The sequence below is a fragment of the Erwinia sp. Eh17-17 genome (assembly GCF_039675725.1).
Lineage (GTDB): Bacteria > Pseudomonadota > Gammaproteobacteria > Enterobacterales > Enterobacteriaceae > Erwinia.
Genome location: NZ_JBDFQT010000003.1, coordinates 405762 through 422950 on the forward strand (window position 1 = coordinate 405762; position 17189 = coordinate 422950).

Genomic DNA, 17189 nt, shown 5'->3' on the forward strand with positions numbered 1-17189 from the left:
AATCATGAAAAAATTAGAAGATACCGGTATTGTTCTGGCACGTATCCTGATGGCCGTTCTTTTTGTTGTTGCCGGATGGGGTAAGTTGACCAACTATGAAGGCACCCAGCAGTTTATGGCTTCAATGGGCATTCCGGCGCTCTTCGTCCCCCTGACCGTGCTGCTGGAGTTCGGCGGCGGTCTGGCCATTATGTTCGGCTTCCTGACCCGTACTACCGCACTGATTACCGCTATCTTTACCGTGCTGACCGCCATTCTGGCGCACAGTAACTTTGCTGTAGATGGTTCAACCATGTTCCTGAAAAACATCAGCATTGCCGGTGGTTTCCTGCTGCTGGCCATTACTGGACCGGGCGCACTGAGCATTGACCGCCTGCTGGGTAAGAAGTGGTAACTCTTCTATACTGATACCAGTGAGGGGGCGGGGATCATATCCTCGCCCCTTTTTACTTTAAGCAAAGGAGAAGCATTATGGGACAACTGATTGAAGGCGTCTGGCACGATCAGTGGTATGACACCAAAGCCACAGGCGGCCGTTTTAAACGTTCTGAGTCTGCTTTTCGCAACTGGGTGACCGCCGATGGCGAAGCGGGTCTGAGCGGCAAAGCCGGTTTTCGCGCTGAGGCTGACCGTTACCATCTGTATGTTTCTCTCGCCTGTCCGTGGGCACACCGCACGCTGATTATGCGCCAGCTAAAAGGGCTGGAAGATCTGATCTCCGTATCGGTAGTCCACCCGCTGATGCTGGAAAACGGCTGGACCTTTGATGAAGATTTCCCTGCTGCTACCGGCGACAGCCTGTATCAGAACGAATATCTTTACCAACTCTATCTGCATGCAGACCCGCACTACACCGGCCGCGTGACGGTTCCGGTACTGTGGGACAAACAGCAGCACACTATCGTCAGTAATGAGTCTGCCGATATTATTCGTATGCTGAACAGCGCCTTTGACGGCGTGGGCGCGCGGGCCGGGGATTACTACCCGCAGGATTTGCACGCGGAGATCGATGAGCTGAACGGCTGGATCTACGATACGGTGAATAACGGCGTGTATAAGTCAGGCTTTGCCACCAGCCAGCCCGCTTATGATGAGGCGGTGAACGCGCTGTTCACCTCCCTGGACCGCCTGGAGACCCTGCTGGGACAGCATCGCTATCTGGCGGGAGAACGGATGACGGAAGCAGACATCCGTCTGTGGACCACGCTGGTACGCTTCGATCCGGTCTATGTGACCCACTTCAAGTGCGATCGTCACCGCATCAGTGACTATCTGAACCTGAACGGTTTTCTGCGCGATCTCTGGCAGACACCGGGTCTGGCTTCTACGGTCAACCTCGACCATATTCGCCATCACTACTACTGTAGCCATAAGACCATCAATCCCAGCGGCGTGATCTCTCTCGGCCCCGCTTATGACTGGGATGAACCGCACGGGCGCGATCGCCACTTCGGATAGCGCTAAGCATTCCGGGCGATTTTCCTGCCGCCCGGCATGTTCTTCACCCTTTCTTGATCTGGCACAAATTCCCCCCTCTGGCGCTTACGTATCTTTACTGACGTAAACACCTAAAACGAAATCAATACGGGAATGGAGCCATGATCAAACCTATCGCTATCTGCCTTGCCGTCGTTCTGCTCTGCTATGTGGCTTTTGTCGGCCATTACTACTATCAGACTTTTTCAACCTTCAACAGCATTGAACATTCTCAGGAAATGAACAGCGTTCAGTAGCCTGTTGCTGATGCTGCGGGGGTTAGCTCTGGCGTTTTGCCAGCAGTTTAGGGATCTCCCGCAGGCACCAGGCTTTAGCCTCCCCCATACTGTCGCGCCGCCAGGCCATGATAATGTCCACCTCCCTGGTGTATTCCGGGCTGACAACGCGCAGTCTTCCCTCGGTGATATCCTTCTCGACCATTGAATAAGGCATCGTTCCGATCCCCAGACCCGCCAGCAGAGCACGGTGCTTATCCTCAATGGTACTGACCGTCAGGCGCTGCTGTTTGTCGAGCAGGGTCACCGTCAGAACCGGCCGTTCACGCGCGGTATCGGCAACGGCAATACCGCGATACTTCACACGCGTGGTTTCCGACAGCGGCTCCGGCTCCTGATGGATAGGATGCTCCGGGCTGGCCACATAGACGCTCATCAGCGTGTAGAGCTTGCGGGTATTAATTTCCGACGAAGCGCGGAAATGCAGATCCGGGGCAATGACAATATCCGCGCGCCCCTGTTCCAGACGCTCCCAGGCCCCGGCCAGCACTTCCGTCATCAGCGAGACCTGAGTGTTGGCTTTATCTGCCAGCTTTTCAACCAGCGGGAACAGCAGCTCGGTGGATACCAGCGCTTCAGTGGCAATCGTCAGGTGCGTTTCCCACCCGCGCGCCAGCGCTTCCGCGTCGGTGGTCAGCTTATCAGCCGCTTCCAGCAGCACTCGCCCACGCTCCAGCAGCATCCGGCCGACGTTAGTGAATTTGGTGCGGTGGCCGGAACGGTCAAACAGCACGACATCCAACTCTTCTTCCAGCTTCTGCATTGTATAACTCAGAGCGGAGGGCACTCTGCCTAACTCATCCGCTGCGGCGGCAAAGCTTCCGCGACGATCGATAGCATCCATTACCCGCAGCGCTTCCAGCGTCAGAGCGCGATCTTTAGCCATAGTAATTCTCTGTCAGGAAATTTGAATATTGCCAGCAGATTAACTGGCTAACAATCCGGCGTCCAGAAACTTACCATATCAGGATAATAAACGGTCGGGAGAAGTCCGGCCGATAAGGAGGAAAGTATGATTACCAGTCGAACCGCAGAGCAGTGTGGCAAAGCCGATTATGGCTGGCTGCAGGCGCGCTATACCTTCTCCTTTGGTCACTATTTTGATCCTGAACTGCTGGGCTACGCGTCATTGCGCGTGCTGAATCAGGAGGTGCTGGCACCGGGGGCTTCATTCCAGCCCAGAACCTATCCCAAGGTCGATGTACTGAACCTGATTTTGAAGGGCGTGGCGGAGTATCGCGACAGCGAAGGTCACCACGTCACGGCGCATGCCGGAGAAGCGTTGCTGCTGGCGACGCAGGCGGGCGTCAGCTATTCCGAGCATAACATGAGTAAAGAGAGCAGCCTGACGCGTATGCAGCTCTGGCTGGATGCCTGCCCGCAGCGGGAAAACAGCGCGGTGCAGCGTATGCCGGTATCCGACTGTCAGCGTCACACGCTGCTCGCCTCTCCGGACGGCAGCGACGGCAGTCTGCAACTGCGTCAGCAGGTCTGGGTGCATCAGGTGGTGCTGGCGCCGGGTGAAAGTTTCAGCCTGCCTCTGCACGGCTCGCGCGCTTACTTACAGTCGATCCACGGCTCGCTGAAGGCGGCGACCCATTCGCAGCAGCAGGAGGCCCTGACCTGCGGCGACGGGGCCTTCCTGCGCGAGGAAGAGAGCGTGACGCTGACGGCGGATACCCCGCTGCGCGCGCTGGTCATTGATTTGCCGGTGTAGCCGGTCAGTCGTCGAAGAACCAGTAACCCTGATTGATCAGCGCGGTTAGCTCCGCGACAAAAGCCGGGTTGTGCAGCGCCGCGCCCAGCTGGTTTTTCCCGATAAGGGTGTAACGACAGAGTACCTCAGCGGCGCTGGCATCGACCGTGTCCAGCCGTTCGCTGTTGATAAAGAAACTGTCGCCAACCTGCAGCATCCGCAACCCGCTCAGCCGGGTCAGCACTTCCCCACCCGTCAGGGCTTCGGCCACCTCACCGGCTGTATAAGGCGGCTCTGCGGGAGCAATATCCAGCTCGTGGCGTGGCGTGGTGGCGAAACGCCCGAACCACTGCTTAAAATCTTCCGGCTGGCTGATGACGTCGATCATCATCGTGCGCAGGCGATCCAACTCATATTCTTCCACCCGCCCCGGGTGTTCCCGGCAGGTTAAATCCGCATCGCTGTAGTGCTCACCACCGAGATCGTTTTCCAGCGCGTAGTCGGCAAAGCTGCTGATAAGATCGCGGCCGTTGGGTCCACGGAAGCCGACAGAGTAGTTGAGCGCGCTTTCAAAGGTGAAGCCATCGTGCGGGAATCCCGGCGGGATATAGAGAATATCCCCAGGCGCCAGCTCCTGATCGACGATCGGCGTGAAAGGTTCCACATGCAGCAGCGCGGGATGCGGACAAAACTGCTTCAGCGGGAGCTTATCGCCCACGCGCCAGCGGCGGCGGCCCATCCCCTGGATAATGAAGACATCGTACTGATCGATATGCGGGCCGACACCGCCGCCGGGGACGGAATAGGAGATCATCAGATCGTCCAGACGCCAGTCCGGCAGCGCGCGGAACGGGCGTACCAGTTCGGCGGAGGGCGCGTGCCAGTGGTTAACCGCCTGTGCCAGCAGCGACCAGCCGGTTTCCCCCAGGTCGTCAAAATGTTCAAAGGGCCCGTTGCTGGCCTGCCACTGGCCGTTGTGGTGGCTGACAAGGCGGCTGTCTACCTCCGGCTCCATCGCCAGCCCTGCCAGCTCATCCGGCGTAATAGGGTCGATGAAGTCCGGCAGCGCATTTTTTAAAACGACAGGGTGTTTTTGCCAGTATTTTTCTAAAAATTCGGGCCAGTTAAGATTGAGTTGATAAGCCATGGGTTCGCACCAGTGAGAAGACAAACGGCCCTGATTATAAAGAGGCGGGTCACCGGGCGGCTTTGTCATGCATCAAGGGTGGGGCGGTATCATGAAAAGTGTCGTGGACAGTCATTCATCCTGCCTTCAGGCAACATAACAAAACGGCCCACACAGTTTTTGCTGTGTGGGCCGTTCTATTGAATGAGTTCGAAGCTGACCGGTAAGCCGGGTTCTGTCGTGGACAGTCATTCATCTAGGCCAGCAATCGCTCACTGGCTCAAGCAGCCTACCCGGGTTCAGTACGGGCCGTACCTGGTGAACCCCTATTTGGCCTTGCTCCGGGTGGAGTTTACCGTGCCACGAACTGTTGCCAGCCGCGCGGTGCGCTCTTACCGCACCCTTTCACCCTTACCTGATCCCACTTGCGTGGGCCATCGGCGGTTTGCTCTCTGTTGCACTAGTCGTGGGCTTGCGCCCCCCAGGCGTTACCTGGCACCCTGCCCTATGGAGCCCGGACTTTCCTCCCCTCTGTCTGTCTCCCCCGAAGGAGGACGGCAACAAAGCGGCGACTGTCTGGTCAGCTTCGGCGCGCAGTGTATAGGGTTTTCATCTGGATGTCACTCACCCTGCTGCTCAAGCGCGTACTTATACAGCGCATTTTTTTTCACCCCGTGGATCTCCGCCGTCAGCGCCGCAGCTTTCTTCAGCGGCAGCTCGGCCTGCAACAGCGCCAGCGTGCGCAGCGCTTCCGGCGGCAGCGCCTCTTCTTCCGCGTGATAGCCCTCAACAATCAGCACCATCTCACCTTTACGGCGGTTGTCTTCTTCCTGCACCCAGGCCAGCAGCTCCCCCACCGGCGCACCGTGAATCGACTCCCAGGTTTTGGTGATTTCACGCGCCAGTACCACATAACGCTCAGGACCGAGCACCGTGACCATGTCCTGCAGGCTGTCGAGCAGGCGGTGGGTGGATTCATAGAAGATAATGGTGCGCGGTTCCTGCTCCAGTTCACGCAGGGTGTCGCAGCGGCCTTTGCTTTTGGCAGGCAAAAAACCCTCGTAGCAGAAACGATCGGACGGCAGCCCGGCGGCACTGAGGGCGGTAATCGCGGCACAGGCTCCCGGCAGCGGCACCACGCGGATGCCCGCCTCACGGCAGAGACGCACCAGATGATAGCCGGGATCGTTGATTAGCGGCGTGCCAGCATCGGAAACTAAGGCTATGCTTTGACCTTCGCGCAGCTTCGCCAGCAACACCTCCGCTTTCTGCTGTTCATTATGATCATGCAATGCGAAGAGGCGCGCATTGATGGCGAAATGTTGTAGCAACAGCCCGGTATGACGTGTATCTTCCGCAGCGATCAGATCGACGCTCGCAAGCACCACGAGTGCCCGCTGGGTGATATCGCCCAGGTTACCAATCGGTGTTGGAACGATATAGAGCGTGCTGGCAGAAATATCTGCCCGATCGTGTTGTTTCATTGTTTGATCCGAATTGCCGATTTAATATTGAGCATCTTGAAAAAAACATCACTGGATACAGTATGCTTCCTTCGAAAGTAGTTCAGCGCAAAGCGCTACGCACCGTACCGCTTCTGCTGGCCGCCCTGATTTTTGCCGGTTGTACCGGTCAGACTCCACAAACGCCTGCGGTGAATGTCCAGGGCGCCGCAACAGGCACCTCTGACTATTATCTGCAGCAGATGCAGCAAAGTGCAGATGATAACAAGGTTGACTGGCAATTACTCGCAATCAGAGCATTGCTCAACGAAGGAAAGGTGCCTCAGGCCAGCGATCGGCTCTCACAGCTGCCGCAGGATCTGAACGCCACCCGTCGCCAGGAACAGCTGCTGCTGCTGGCGCAGTTGAATGTGGCGCAGCAGAAGCTGCCGGATGCAGCCAGCCAGTTGAAACAGATTGATACCAGCGCCCTGTCGCAGGAGCAGCAGGTGCGTTACTTCCAGCTGCAGATTGCCACCAGCGAGGGTCGCCCGTCGCTGGATGTCCTGCGCGCCTGGATTGCTCAGGAACCGCTGCTGACCAACCCGGCCGATAAGCAAAAAAATATTGATGCCACCTGGCAGACGCTGACGCAGATGACCCCGGACCAGATGAACAATCTGACCATCAACGCCAATGAAAATGTGTTGCAGGGCTGGTTAGATCTGCTGGGCGTCTACCGCGCGAATGCCAGCGACCCGGATATGCTGAAAGCGGGCATCAGCGACTGGCAGACGCGTTACCCTTACAACCCGGCCGCTAAGATGCTGCCGACCGCGCTGTCGCAGGTGCAGAATTTCCAGCCTGCCTCTACGGGGAAAATTGCCCTGCTGCTGCCTCTGAGCGGTCAGGCACAGGTCTTTGCTAACGCCATTCAGAAGGGTTTCAACGACGCGAAGAACGGCGTACTGGCTCAGGGCAGCGCGCCAGCGGCCCCTGCCCCGGTGCAGGCACCGCAGGCAGCCCAGGCAAGCCCGGACGCCGTGGTCAGCCCCTCCGCGACCCCGGATGCAGCGGCAGCCCAGCCAGATGACGTGCAGCCCCAGTCTGTCCCGGCGAACAGCGTGGAGACGGCCGCGCCGTCCAGCGGTACTCAGGTGCAGGTTTATGACACCAGCACCCAGCCAATTGATCAGATCCTCGCCCAGGCGAAAAATGACGGCGCAACGCTGGTTGTCGGCCCGCTGCTGAAAAGCCACGTTGAACAGCTGGCTAACAGCCAGTCACCGCTCAACGTTCTCGCCCTGAATGAACCTGAAAATGTCCAGAACCGTCCGAATCTTTGCTATTTTGCGCTTTCTCCTGAAGACGAAGCGCGTGATGCCGCGCATCATATGTGGGACCAGGGCAAACGCACCCCGCTGCTGCTGGTGCCGCGTTCCTCACTCGGTGACCGCGTGAACAAGGCCTTCGCGGCCGAGTGGCAAAAGCTGGGCGGCAATACCGTACTGCAGCAGCAGTTTGGTTCGAAAGCGGAGTTGAAGCAGGGTATTAACAGCGGAGCCGGTATTCGTCTGAGCGGTACGCCGATCAATGTACAGCCTGCGGCGGCGTCTGCGGGTGTCACCATCGGCGGCCTGACCATTCCGGCCCCGGTGACCGACGCCCAGGTCAGCAGCAGCACCGGCAGCGTTGATTCGGTGTATATTGTCGCCACACAGGATGAGCTGTCGCTAATTAAGCCAATGATCGCCATGCGCGTCAGCAGCCGTGATAACGTGGGTCTGTATGCCAGCTCGCGCAGCTACCAGGCCGGTGCCGGCCCGGACTTCCGTCTGGAGCTGGATGGCTTACAGTTCAGCGATATTCCGCTGCTGTCCGGCGCGAATCCGGCGCTGATGCAGCAGGCGGCGAAGTCGTTTAACAATGATTATTCACTGGTTCGCCTGTATGCCATGGGCATTGATGCCTGGACGCTGGCAAACCACTTTAACGAGATGCGCTCTCTGCCTGGTTTCCAGATCAAAGGGGATACCGGTAATCTGAGCGCCACCCAGGACTGCGTAATTAACAGGAAGTTAGTGTGGAGTCAGTATCGTCAGGGGCAGATCGTTCCGGCATCCTGAGCCGACAGCAGCAGGGGGCGAAGCGTGAACGTCAGGCGCGCCAGCTGCTGCAAACCTCAGGTCTGCGCTTCGTTGCCGCCAACGTGCGCTATCGTACAGGTGAAATCGACCTGATTATGCGCGACAGGCAGGTCTGGGTGTTTGTTGAGGTGCGCTACCGACGGGATGCCCGTTTCGGGGGCGCCGCCGCCAGCGTCACCCGCAGTAAGCAGCAGAAGCTGTTGCGTGCAGCGGCGCTGTGGCTGAGCAGCCGTGGGCAAAGTTTTGACACGGCTGACTGCCGTTTTGATGTGGTAGCGATCACCGGCGAACAGGTGGAATGGTTACCCAATGCTTTTACAGCAGAATAAGAGCCTGTTTTAAAGGCTAAACTCACCAGGTGAATGTCGTGCTGGAAAGAATTAAAGTCTGTTTTACCGAAAGTATTCAAACACAGATCGCGGCGGCAGAAGCGCTACCGGACGCGATATCACGGGCGGCGATGACCATGGTTCAGTCGCTGCTTAATGGCAACAAAATCCTGAGCTGTGGCAACGGAACCTCCAGTGCCAATGCCCAGCATTTTGCTGCCAGCATGATTAACCGTTTTGAAACCGAGCGCCCAAGCCTGCCAGCCATTGCGCTCAGCGCGGACAATGTGCTGCTTACCGCCATCGGCAATGACCGCCTGCATGAAGAGATTTACGCCAAGCAGGTGCGGGCATTAGGGCATACCGGTGATATTTTGCTGGCGATATCAACCCGTGGCAACAGCCGTGATATTGTCAAAGCGGTAGAAGCTGCGGTGACGCGTGATATGACGATTATTGCGCTGACCGGATACGACGGCGGTGAACTGGCCGGGCTGCTGGGCCCGCAGGATGTGGAGATTCGTATTCCTTCACATCGCAGCGCGAGAATTCAGGAAATGCATATGTTAACCGTGAATTGTCTGTGCGATTTAATAGATAACACTTTGTTTCCCCACCAGGATATTTAAAGGAGCTTAAATGAAGGCATTATCTGCATGTGCAGTTATCCTTACCGCGTTGATGTTGCAGGGCTGTGTGGCGGCCGTTGTTGGCAGTGCCGCGGTCGCAACCAAGAGCGCGACAGACCCGCGTTCTGTCGGCACTCAGGTTGATGACGGTACTTTAGAGCTGCGGGTGACGAACGCGTTATCTAAAGACGAACAAATTAAACAAAACACCCATATCGTCGCCACGGCCTATCAGGGCAAAGTGCTGCTGACCGGTCAGTCACCGAGCAGCGATCTTGCCCTGCGAGCCAAGCAGATTGCCGTTGGCGTTGACGGAGCGACCGAGGTGTATAACGAGATCCGTACCGGCAGCAAAGTGAGCTTTGGTACCGCGTCTTCAGATACCTGGATCACCACCAAAGTTCGCTCCCAGCTGTTGGGCAGCGACCAGGTGAAATCGTCGAACGTTAAAGTGACCACCGAGAATGGCGAAGTGTTCCTGCTGGGTCTGGTGACCGACTCGGAAGCCAAAGCGGCGGCCGATATCGCCAGCCGGGTGAGCGGCGTGACGCACGTCACCACCGCGTTTACCATTTTGAAATAAGGTTAACGGACGACGACCTTCACGGGCCGACCGGAAAAAAGGGTCGGCCCCTACAACAGGATGACCGGAAAAAAGGTCGATATCTACAGACGTTGAAAAGAGAAAAAGCTGAAAGGGAACTATCGACGGTTCCATTCATCCGTGTGAATAATATTTCCGTCAACAAATTTCCAGCTAATTTTCTCGTAACGAAACTCAACCAACTCCATATGATTAAATTTCTCTTTACTGACATCTTTAATATCAAACATAACCGGAGAGATGCTGACTACCCGGACATTTTCCATTAATGTATTGAAATATTCGATTTCCTGTCCGTTATAGTTAATGCCAAACCATTTCGCTTCTACTTTCTTCAGGGTTCTCCCTGTGGTTAATGTCCTGTACAATAATGGAGATGAGCAGTCTATTTCTTTCTCGACCATAAATGGCAGATGCTGGCGACTACCCGTAATTTTTCCCGTTAGATCATCAGTAGGCAGAGTAATACTATGATGAACTCCCAGCACCTCAATACTACCTTCGCGTCCATTAATGTCGACACCGCCTTCGATAAGGCGATCGCTATCATCAGTCAAAAACAAATATACAGGAATAGCCATGTTAATTTACCTTATAAAAGTCTTCTGCTGTTGACTGACCAATTACACTTACAATATGTGACAGGCAATACTTGCCGTTTGTAACTTTATAAAGAGCTTCTATAATATTGACCACATACTGATTTCGCTCTTCTCTTGTACCGCCATAGAAGGGCAGTGAACATATCTCTCTTTCATTCAAAACCTGACTTCGGTTATCAATTAAATCTAATACTCTTGTTGGGTTAGTTTGTAACGCAACAGATAGCACCAAACCTAAATCCTCCGCCGTTCCAGCATCAGTAAAGGGTGCCAAAGTCGGCACCAGATCAAGCCACTCGGGTAAACCATTCGTGATATTATCCATCACACACTCCCACTCACCATATTGCGCTTCAGGCTGGCTGTAGTCGATGTATCCTTTAACACCTAATTCTTTTATTTTATTTTTCACTTCGTTTACTGTTATCTTGTGACAAACCGGTGATGGCAGCGGCCCAAAGGCAAACGATGAGAATGTTGAAATTGATAAAGTCAAAGCGATTAATTTCTTCATGGCACCACTCGCAAAATAGAATCACCAGAATTGAGTATCGACTGGCGAATTCCAGAACCATTGATCACTATGCAACCTTCTGAAGATGAATTTGGCGGTTTACTTGCATTATCACCATGTATTCTGAATGCAGATCGGCCAAAAGTGTTCGTTCCTGCTATCGGGTCTAAAATTACCGTGTAAGGTCCACGATGATTGTTATAGCCATTAATACGATAAAATCCTTCCGGAATTGGCCCAACACGTTCTACTTGCTGCATTGAAGGTGCATTGAGTCCACTTCCTACACCACTATATCCATGCGCAACAATGCTGCCGTTATGCCTGAGCACACCCGTTGCTTGCGAATATTCCCACGTCATATCACTCTCCCTGAGCGAGTCCCTTTATTTTTCGCAGGAGTAATCTAACCAGAAAAATATTGGTTTTTTGTGATCTACGTCGAGTATAAATTAATTTAAGAAATAGCTTTAGTGGATGCGGTAATAGCGAATTTAACGGGAAGGATCATGCCTATAACGTGTAGCGTTTAGCCAGGTTCAATATCTCTCGAACCTTTAACCAACCTATCCGTTTTAGGTTTATCATCCGCGGCGAGGCGACTGGAAAAAAGGTCAGCCCGTGTGATTAACACCCGTTACAACCGGCTTAAACAATCCATTGCTACCGCCTTGAAACTGGCGAAATCCCCGCTGTCGCGCAACCTTGTCATCGCCCTTTCCCGCATAAACGTGACAAACAGATCGTAAATCGCCATCGCCTCTTCGTATTCGGTTTTACTGATCGCCAGCAGGAAAATAACGTATGCGGTTTCATCCCCCCAGGCGATGCCCTTCGGCGCCAGCACCGTGTAAACACAGGTTTTTTTTGCCAGCAGCCCCAGCGAGTGCGGCAGGGCTATCCCTTCGCCCAGCATGGTGCTGACAATCGCTTCACGCTCCTCCACCGAGGGGTAAAACGTCTCATCAACCATGCCTTCCTGCTCCAGTTCGTCGCACAGCTGGCGGAACAGATCGCTGCGGTCCATCGGCTGGTCGAGGATCAGGAAGTGGCTGGCATCGAAGAATTTCTCCAGCATATACGGACGGGTGCGGTCGAGCAGCACCAGCTTACCAATCTGCTCCAGCTGGTATTCGGTGGGGAACGGCGACATCACCACCACCGGTTTATCTTTGTCGCTCAGGCGCACGGTGGAGATCACAAAGTCCTCCTCCACGCTCTCCTTCAGCTCATACTCGCGCAGCGAAATGGTGTTGCTCACCACGATCTGCGGGTATTTACGCAGCAGCATGGCTTCGATCATGCGCACGGTCGAGTTGCCGGTATCGCACACCAGCAGGATCTGTGGATGACGCTGGTAGCCCACGTTGTAGTGGCGCTCCAGACCGACGCCAATATGCAGTACCAGGAAACCAACCTCATTTTCACTGATGGTATAGGGCGTATATTTGCCCCAGCTGGAGACCGCCGCCAGCGTCACATCCCAGGCCATCGGATAGTGCTGTTTGATGTTGGACAGCAGCGGATTGGGAATATGGATCTGGTAGCGCACGCGGGTGATCATGGTTTTGATATGCGTCAGCAGGTCAGCGCGCAGCTGCGGGTCATTTTGCAGGTTGAAATTATAGTGGGTGTTGATATAGCTGAGGATGTAGTCCACCAGCGAGTCACCGTCGTCCGGGCTGATGGCGCTGGCCGCACCATCCTCGACCCGGCGAGCCGCAATATGTACACACAGCCAGGCTTCCTCCGCCGGAGAGATGGCCTTACCGGTTATCGGCCTCATCAGACTGACGATATGCCGTGCGGCGTGGCGCACCTCGTCATCGACGTCTTCAGCGGCAAAATCCGTCAGCGGATAGCCTTCCCCAATGCGCCGCACCGCAACGGCGCAGTAAAGGCGCAGATAGAACTCGCCCTCATCCGTCAGGCGGATATTAAAGCGCGACAGGCACTGTTGCAGCAGCGGTTGCAGCGTATCGAGCATCCCGCTGTTCAGGGCTTCCAGCCTGAGCAGCGGACTGTCACTGTCCTCCTGAGCCACCTGATACAGCAGGTCGGTCAGGCAGGTGCGCATCGCCTCTTCGCGGCCAAACAGCTTCATGCCGTAGCGCGGCCTGGTTTCAATCGTTAACTGATAGCGCGACAGCCATTCTCTGACTTCGGCCATGTCACTTTGCAGCGTATTACGGCTGACAAACCACTCATCGGCCAGGTCTTCCAGCTTGAGGGAAAAAGCTGAAGTAAGAAAACGGGTCAGCAGGTAGTGCACGCGTTCCGGGGAGGTGCGCGGCACGCGTAAATGAGAGGGGGACTGCTGTAGCAGCTGCGTATAACGCAGGGCATCGTTAATCTTTAACTGATAACCTGCGCCGCGATTCAGCACCAGGCAGGCGCCGTGATCCGCCAGCAGTTCATTGAGCACGTTAATATCGGTGCGTACCGTGCGCGTGGAAACGTCAAAACGACGCGCCAGTTCGTCCTGCGGCAGCGTTTCGTTTTGCAGTAAATCAAACAACTGGGCCAGTCGCTGGTTGGGAAATCTCACGGAGCACCACTTTTACACTATGAACCAGAAGGAAACGTAACTTATTTCTCGCAGAAAAAATAGTACACCCCAGAATCATCCTGGGGTGCCGGGCCGACCTTAACCCACGAGTTTTTTGGTTATCGCCAGCAGCGTGGCCACGTCCTGCGGACGGGTCAGTCCTGAAGGGCCATCAATAATCGAACTGTAGACGTGCGGAATGATTTTGCTCACGCCCGCGTCCAGGGCGATCTGCAGGATCGCCGCAAAGTTGTCCAGATCGATGCCGCCGGTCGGTTCCAGCCAGAAATCCTGCTGTGCGCAGGCTTCCGCCACCGCTTTAAATTCATCGATGGCTTTTAATCCGCCCATCGGGAAGTATTTGACCGAGCTGCCGCCCATATCTTTCAGCAGCGCCACTGCGGTCGCCACCGGCACAATGCCGTCTGCCTGCTGCGAGCTGAGTGGCCCGGTGGAGATCTTCACCATGCCCACGCGCCCGGTTGGCGAGATCAGCCCGTTAACCACGGTGTCTGACTGACCGAGCAGCGCGCGCGACGTCGCCACACCGGTGAAGACCTGATTGACGTGCTGCGGCTGCACTTCAGCGGCAATCGCGCTGACCATCGCTGACTGGTTCGGATCGCCCGCCCCCAGCCCGACGGACAGCGCGTTGTCGATAAGCTGAGCATACTCACGCATATCCGCGACGGCACGGGTCACATCGGGATAGTTTTTTGACAGTACCCCCACCAGCACATGGCCTTCCGCCGCCAGCCAGATATCGCGGGCATTCTGCTTCGAACCCGCCAGAACGTTGAGGCATACCCGGTCACGGTAAAATTTTGGTGTCAGCGTCATGCTCATGAATCCTTGTTTAACAGGGTCTGGATAGAGACAAAAATGGTGTGCAGCTGGTCGGCAGTGACGCTGCGCACGTCAACTTCGACAATGCCCTCGTTGGCTTTATAGCCGCGGAAATAGATCGCAATCTCGCCGGTTTTCAGCGCCTGCACCACGTCACCGGTGGTGCGCCCAATCGCCGCTTCATCGAAGTGGATTTCCGCACGGGCGATATCGCGCCCGGCGGCGTCCCACACGGTGCGCGCCTGAATGCCTGTCAGCTGATTCAGGCTGTCGATAAACGGCGTCATTTTTTCCACCATCTGCGCGCCGGTCACCTTCTCCACGCGCAGGTAGTTTTCAATCGCCTGGGTCAGGCCGAGGATGCCCTCTTTGCCGACTTTCATCGCCCGGCCAATACCGTTCGACTGGCGTTTGACCCACTCAACGTACTGCGTTTTACCGATCACCAGTCCGCTGGTCGGGCCTTCAATGGCTTTCGCACCGCTGTAGATAACCAGGTCGGCACCAGCAGCGTAGTACGTCTGCAAATCCTCTTCGGCGGCAGCATCAACAATCAGCGGCACGCCATGTTTACACGCCACTACGGCGGCCTGCTCAACGCTCAGGTGGCTTTTCTGCACGCTGTGGTGGGACTTGATATACAGGATCGCAGCAGTCTGCGGCGTTATCGCCGCCGCAAGCTGGGCCGGGGAGCATTCATTGGCATAGCCCGCTTCCACCAGCTTACCGCCGCCCAGCGCCACCATGGTGCCGACAGGCGCGCCATAGTTAACGTTGTGGCCCTTCGGCAGTACGATGTCGTGCGCCACCGTCAGCGGAGCGACGTGCAGGTTTTCCAGCAGCCAGTCGTTATCCCTGACGATCACCGCCGCCACCGCCTGGGCGATCCCGGCGGAGGCGCAGGAAACTACCACGGCGGCCTCACAGCCCAGCAGCCCGGCAATATACGCCCCGGTTTTATCCACCAGGTCTTTCATTTCAAAGTAGTGATTCAGGCCGTAGCTCACCGTCCCGACCACGTCTGCGCTCGGGGTCGAGACGCCGAGGATGGTCATACGTCCGGAGGCGTTGATCACCTGCTTTAAGCCGTATTTCTCATAAACAGAACGTTCATAAACAGAAGTCATTGCGTTTCTTCCCTTCGTTAGTCACGAATCCCTGGCCGCCGACCACTGCGGCCAGCGGCACCAGCTGTGTTTCGCCGGACAGCGAGTGTCCGTCAGAGTCGGTGAACAGGGCTTTTTCCTGCTGCACATCGAAGATGGTCAGGTCAGCATCGTAGCCCACTGCAAGGCGGCCTTTACTGCCGAGGCGCAGACCGTCTGCGGCGTGGGACGTCACGCAGTCAATAACCTGCGGCAGCGTCATACCGATGCAGAAGAACTTCGACATCACGTGCGCCAGGGTATAGACCGGGCCGTTAAGGCGGTTACGGCAGTAGATATCCGAGCTGATGGTGTGCGGCAGAATACCCTGCGCAATTGCCACGCGTGCCACGTCAAAGCTGAAGCTGGCGCTGCCGTGGCCGACGTCGAGCCGCACGCCGCGCTGAAGCGCACGGCTGACCGAGGCGCGCAGTTGGCCCTCAGGGGTCAGGATGCGGTTCGGCTTACCGTTGTAGCAGTGGGTAATGATGTCGCCGCTGCTCAGCAGATCGGCGATCTCATCAAGGTTCGGCGGGTTATTGCCGATGTGTACCATCAGCGGCAGGCCGCCGTTCTCCTGCTGCATCGCTTTGGCGCGCGCCAGCGGTTTAATACCGTTTTGCTCCACCACGCTGCTGCTGATGCGGGCCTTCAGGCCGAGGATAAACTGCGGCAGGCGCGCCAGCGCGGCTTTCACCGCCGGGGCGTCAATACGGGCCATATCCGCCAGTTCGTTCTGCGTCAGAATACCGCTGCGCGCGATGTTCAGCAGGGCATAAACGCGGGTGCTGGCACTGCGCGTCAGCCGGTAAAAATCATCGATATCGTCGGCACCGGTACTGCCGGCATCCACCACGGTGGTCACGCCGGTTTCGACGCCGATGCGGTCGGCTTCATCATGGTAAATCGGTGATTTTGGGTAACAGTGAACGTGCGAGTCAATCCAGCCGGCGCTCAGCCAGTAACGCCCGCCCAGGTCCCACTCGCGCACTGCCGTGCCTTCTATGGTTCCCACGGCGGCAATTTTACCCGCGCTTATTGCCACATCGCTGAAGCCGCCGTCGCTGAGGCGCGCCCGACGGATTATCAGATCAAACATTGCAGACTCCTCAGCGTGGCGACACCCTGCCGCCGCGCTCGTTAGTTACAGCGCAACCGGGAAGATCGCTCCCAGCGCCATCGCGCCGAGAATGGCACCACCGGTAATCGGCTTGTTCCACAGATAGAACAGCAGCGACCCCGCCAGCGAACCGAGGCCAATCGGGATCGACGCCGCCATTGCAGACAGGATAATCAGCGGCCCCAGGAAGCGGCCGGAGGTATTCCCCGCCCCCATCATTACGTCGGCGCCGTAGGTGGAGTCGCTGTTGCTGATGGTGAATTTACGCGCCAGGATGATCAGATAACCCACCGCCAGACCCAGCGCCAGGCCAGTCACCAGCGAGGCGGCAAAGTTGGCCACCGGGAAGATAATGCCCGCCCCCAGCAGCAGCGCCGGAACGCCCAGGCCGATCCCGGTCTGGATCGCTCCGCCGATATCGAGGATGCCCACCAGCGAACCTTCAATGATGCGCGCAAACAGGAAGCTGGCGCCGAAGGCAGCGACAGCACCATACACGCCGGTTTCCATGCCGGAGCGCAGCATTGAGACAAAGGCCACCTCGTTAAACGCGCCCAGCCCGTAGACGTAATACATATGTGTCCCGGCGAACACCCCGGAAGACAGCAGGCCTACGAAGATCGGGAACGACCAGTCGGCATACCAGAAACCGCTTTTTGACTCTTCCAT

General features: G+C 56.4%; 19 protein-coding genes and 1 other RNA gene. 8 read left to right on the forward strand and 12 right to left on the reverse strand.

Annotation, left to right across the window (positions count from 1 at the left end; all coding sequences use genetic code 11):
- The first annotated feature begins 4 nt into the window (after nucleotides 1–4).
- From ABEH87_RS11850 to ABEH87_RS11860, 3 genes are all read left to right on the forward strand, one after another.
- A complete protein-coding gene (locus tag ABEH87_RS11850) occupies nucleotides 5–394 on the forward strand; it encodes a DoxX family protein (protein WP_346576573.1) in 390 nt (129 codons plus the stop codon).
- Nucleotides 395–471: 77 nt separating this feature from the next.
- The gene (locus tag ABEH87_RS11855) at nucleotides 472–1458 is read left to right on the forward strand and encodes a glutathione S-transferase family protein (protein WP_346576574.1); all 987 of its coding nucleotides are present in this window, start codon (nucleotides 472–474) and stop codon (nucleotides 1456–1458) included.
- Between the two features lie 140 nt (nucleotides 1459–1598).
- Nucleotides 1599–1733 (forward strand): hypothetical protein, encoded by a 135-nt coding sequence (locus tag ABEH87_RS11860; RefSeq protein WP_346576575.1) that lies wholly within the window; start codon nucleotides 1599–1601, stop codon nucleotides 1731–1733.
- Between the two features lie 22 nt (nucleotides 1734–1755).
- On the opposite strand, the gene ABEH87_RS11865 is transcribed toward ABEH87_RS11860, so the two are convergent.
- Nucleotides 1756–2658: a LysR family transcriptional regulator gene (locus ABEH87_RS11865; protein ID WP_346576576.1), complete on the reverse strand. Its 903-nt coding sequence runs from the start codon at nucleotides 2656–2658 to the stop codon at nucleotides 1756–1758.
- Between the two features lie 126 nt (nucleotides 2659–2784).
- Between ABEH87_RS11865 and ABEH87_RS11870 the strand changes: the two genes are divergently transcribed.
- A complete protein-coding gene (locus tag ABEH87_RS11870) occupies nucleotides 2785–3489 on the forward strand; it encodes a pirin family protein (protein WP_346576577.1) in 705 nt (234 codons plus the stop codon).
- Nucleotides 3490–3493: 4 nt separating this feature from the next.
- On the opposite strand, the gene ABEH87_RS11875 is transcribed toward ABEH87_RS11870, so the two are convergent.
- From ABEH87_RS11875 to rsmI, 3 genes are all read right to left on the reverse strand, one after another.
- Nucleotides 3494–4615: a cupin domain-containing protein gene (locus ABEH87_RS11875; protein ID WP_346576578.1), complete on the reverse strand. Its 1122-nt coding sequence runs from the start codon at nucleotides 4613–4615 to the stop codon at nucleotides 3494–3496.
- 187 nt (nucleotides 4616–4802) lie between these two features.
- Nucleotides 4803–5182, reverse strand: an RNA gene (rnpB, locus tag ABEH87_RS11880) — RNase P RNA component class A.
- A gap of 32 nt (nucleotides 5183–5214) precedes the next feature.
- A complete protein-coding gene (gene rsmI / locus ABEH87_RS11885; RefSeq protein ID WP_346576579.1) occupies nucleotides 5215–6078 on the reverse strand; it encodes a 16S rRNA (cytidine(1402)-2'-O)-methyltransferase in 864 nt (287 codons plus the stop codon).
- A 62-nt stretch (nucleotides 6079–6140) separates the two neighbouring features.
- Here rsmI and ABEH87_RS11890 point away from each other — a divergent pair, with 62 nt between their 5' ends.
- Genes ABEH87_RS11890 through dolP form a run of 4 tightly spaced genes read left to right on the forward strand, consistent with a single transcriptional unit; the run spans nucleotide 6141 to nucleotide 9724 of the window.
- On the forward strand, nucleotides 6141–8162 hold the full coding sequence (locus tag ABEH87_RS11890) for a penicillin-binding protein activator (RefSeq protein WP_346576580.1): 2022 nt from the start codon (nucleotides 6141–6143) through the stop codon (nucleotides 8160–8162).
- Nucleotides 8120–8512 (forward strand): YraN family protein, encoded by a 393-nt coding sequence (locus ABEH87_RS11895; protein WP_346576581.1) that lies wholly within the window; start codon nucleotides 8120–8122, stop codon nucleotides 8510–8512. Before ABEH87_RS11890 ends, ABEH87_RS11895 begins: the two co-directional genes overlap by 43 nt.
- A gap of 38 nt (nucleotides 8513–8550) precedes the next feature.
- Nucleotides 8551–9141 carry a DnaA initiator-associating protein DiaA gene (gene diaA / locus ABEH87_RS11900; protein WP_346576582.1) on the forward strand — a complete coding sequence of 197 codons (591 nt, stop codon included), beginning with the start codon at nucleotides 8551–8553 and terminating at the stop codon, nucleotides 9139–9141.
- A 10-nt stretch (nucleotides 9142–9151) separates the two neighbouring features.
- Nucleotides 9152–9724, forward strand: a complete 573-nt coding sequence (gene dolP, locus ABEH87_RS11905) for a division/outer membrane stress-associated lipid-binding lipoprotein (RefSeq protein WP_346576583.1) — start codon at nucleotides 9152–9154, stop codon at nucleotides 9722–9724.
- Between the two features lie 119 nt (nucleotides 9725–9843).
- Here dolP and tssD read toward each other — a convergent pair whose 3' ends face one another.
- The 8 genes from tssD to ABEH87_RS11945 form a co-directional block, all read right to left on the reverse strand.
- A complete protein-coding gene (gene tssD, locus ABEH87_RS11910; protein ID WP_346576584.1) occupies nucleotides 9844–10326 on the reverse strand; it encodes a type VI secretion system tube protein TssD in 483 nt (160 codons plus the stop codon).
- Nucleotide 10327: 1 nt separating this feature from the next.
- Complete coding sequence (locus tag ABEH87_RS11915; RefSeq protein ID WP_346576585.1) at nucleotides 10328–10861, reverse strand: hypothetical protein; 534 nt, start codon at nucleotides 10859–10861, stop codon at nucleotides 10328–10330.
- A complete protein-coding gene (locus tag ABEH87_RS11920; RefSeq protein WP_346576586.1) occupies nucleotides 10858–11223 on the reverse strand; it encodes a tlde1 domain-containing protein in 366 nt (121 codons plus the stop codon). The genes ABEH87_RS11915 and ABEH87_RS11920 overlap by 4 nt, the downstream gene beginning before the upstream one ends.
- Nucleotides 11224–11498: 275 nt before the next feature.
- Entirely contained in the window at nucleotides 11499–13409 is a 1911-nt protein-coding gene (locus tag ABEH87_RS11925; RefSeq protein ID WP_346576587.1) for a PRD domain-containing protein, read from the reverse strand.
- A gap of 99 nt (nucleotides 13410–13508) precedes the next feature.
- On the reverse strand, nucleotides 13509–14249 hold the full coding sequence (locus tag ABEH87_RS11930; RefSeq protein ID WP_346576588.1) for a KDGP aldolase family protein: 741 nt from the start codon (nucleotides 14247–14249) through the stop codon (nucleotides 13509–13511).
- Between the two features lie 2 nt (nucleotides 14250–14251).
- Nucleotides 14252–15382: a DgaE family pyridoxal phosphate-dependent ammonia lyase gene (locus tag ABEH87_RS11935; protein WP_346576589.1), complete on the reverse strand. Its 1131-nt coding sequence runs from the start codon at nucleotides 15380–15382 to the stop codon at nucleotides 14252–14254.
- Nucleotides 15366–16499 carry an amidohydrolase/deacetylase family metallohydrolase gene (locus tag ABEH87_RS11940; RefSeq protein WP_346576590.1) on the reverse strand — a complete coding sequence of 378 codons (1134 nt, stop codon included), beginning with the start codon at nucleotides 16497–16499 and terminating at the stop codon, nucleotides 15366–15368. The genes ABEH87_RS11935 and ABEH87_RS11940 overlap by 17 nt, the downstream gene beginning before the upstream one ends.
- Before the next feature lie 45 nt (nucleotides 16500–16544).
- Nucleotides 16545–17189: a DUF4310 family protein gene (locus ABEH87_RS11945; protein WP_346576591.1), complete on the reverse strand. Its 645-nt coding sequence runs from the start codon at nucleotides 17187–17189 to the stop codon at nucleotides 16545–16547.

Coding starts and splice junctions, on each gene's coding strand:
- ABEH87_RS11850 (WP_346576573.1), top strand. CDS start 5: ATGAAAAAATTAGAAGATACCGGTATTGTTCTGGCACGTATCCTGATG.
- ABEH87_RS11855 (WP_346576574.1), top strand. CDS start 472: ATGGGACAACTGATTGAAGGCGTCTGGCACGATCAGTGGTATGACACC.
- ABEH87_RS11860 (WP_346576575.1), top strand. CDS start 1,599: ATGATCAAACCTATCGCTATCTGCCTTGCCGTCGTTCTGCTCTGCTAT.
- ABEH87_RS11865 (WP_346576576.1), bottom strand. CDS start 2,658: ATGGCTAAAGATCGCGCTCTGACGCTGGAAGCGCTGCGGGTAATGGAT.
- ABEH87_RS11870 (WP_346576577.1), top strand. CDS start 2,785: ATGATTACCAGTCGAACCGCAGAGCAGTGTGGCAAAGCCGATTATGGC.
- ABEH87_RS11875 (WP_346576578.1), bottom strand. CDS start 4,615: ATGGCTTATCAACTCAATCTTAACTGGCCCGAATTTTTAGAAAAATAC.
- rsmI (WP_346576579.1), bottom strand. CDS start 6,078: ATGAAACAACACGATCGGGCAGATATTTCTGCCAGCACGCTCTATATC.
- ABEH87_RS11890 (WP_346576580.1), top strand. CDS start 6,141: ATGCTTCCTTCGAAAGTAGTTCAGCGCAAAGCGCTACGCACCGTACCG.
- dolP (WP_346576583.1), top strand. CDS start 9,152: ATGAAGGCATTATCTGCATGTGCAGTTATCCTTACCGCGTTGATGTTG.
- tssD (WP_346576584.1), bottom strand. CDS start 10,326: ATGGCTATTCCTGTATATTTGTTTTTGACTGATGATAGCGATCGCCTT.
- ABEH87_RS11915 (WP_346576585.1), bottom strand. CDS start 10,861: ATGAAGAAATTAATCGCTTTGACTTTATCAATTTCAACATTCTCATCG.
- ABEH87_RS11920 (WP_346576586.1), bottom strand. CDS start 11,223: ATGACGTGGGAATATTCGCAAGCAACGGGTGTGCTCAGGCATAACGGC.
- ABEH87_RS11930 (WP_346576588.1), bottom strand. CDS start 14,249: ATGACGCTGACACCAAAATTTTACCGTGACCGGGTATGCCTCAACGTT.
- ABEH87_RS11935 (WP_346576589.1), bottom strand. CDS start 15,382: ATGACTTCTGTTTATGAACGTTCTGTTTATGAGAAATACGGCTTAAAG.
- ABEH87_RS11940 (WP_346576590.1), bottom strand. CDS start 16,499: ATGTTTGATCTGATAATCCGTCGGGCGCGCCTCAGCGACGGCGGCTTC.
- ABEH87_RS11945 (WP_346576591.1), bottom strand. CDS start 17,189: ATGGAAGAGTCAAAAAGCGGTTTCTGGTATGCCGACTGGTCGTTCCCG.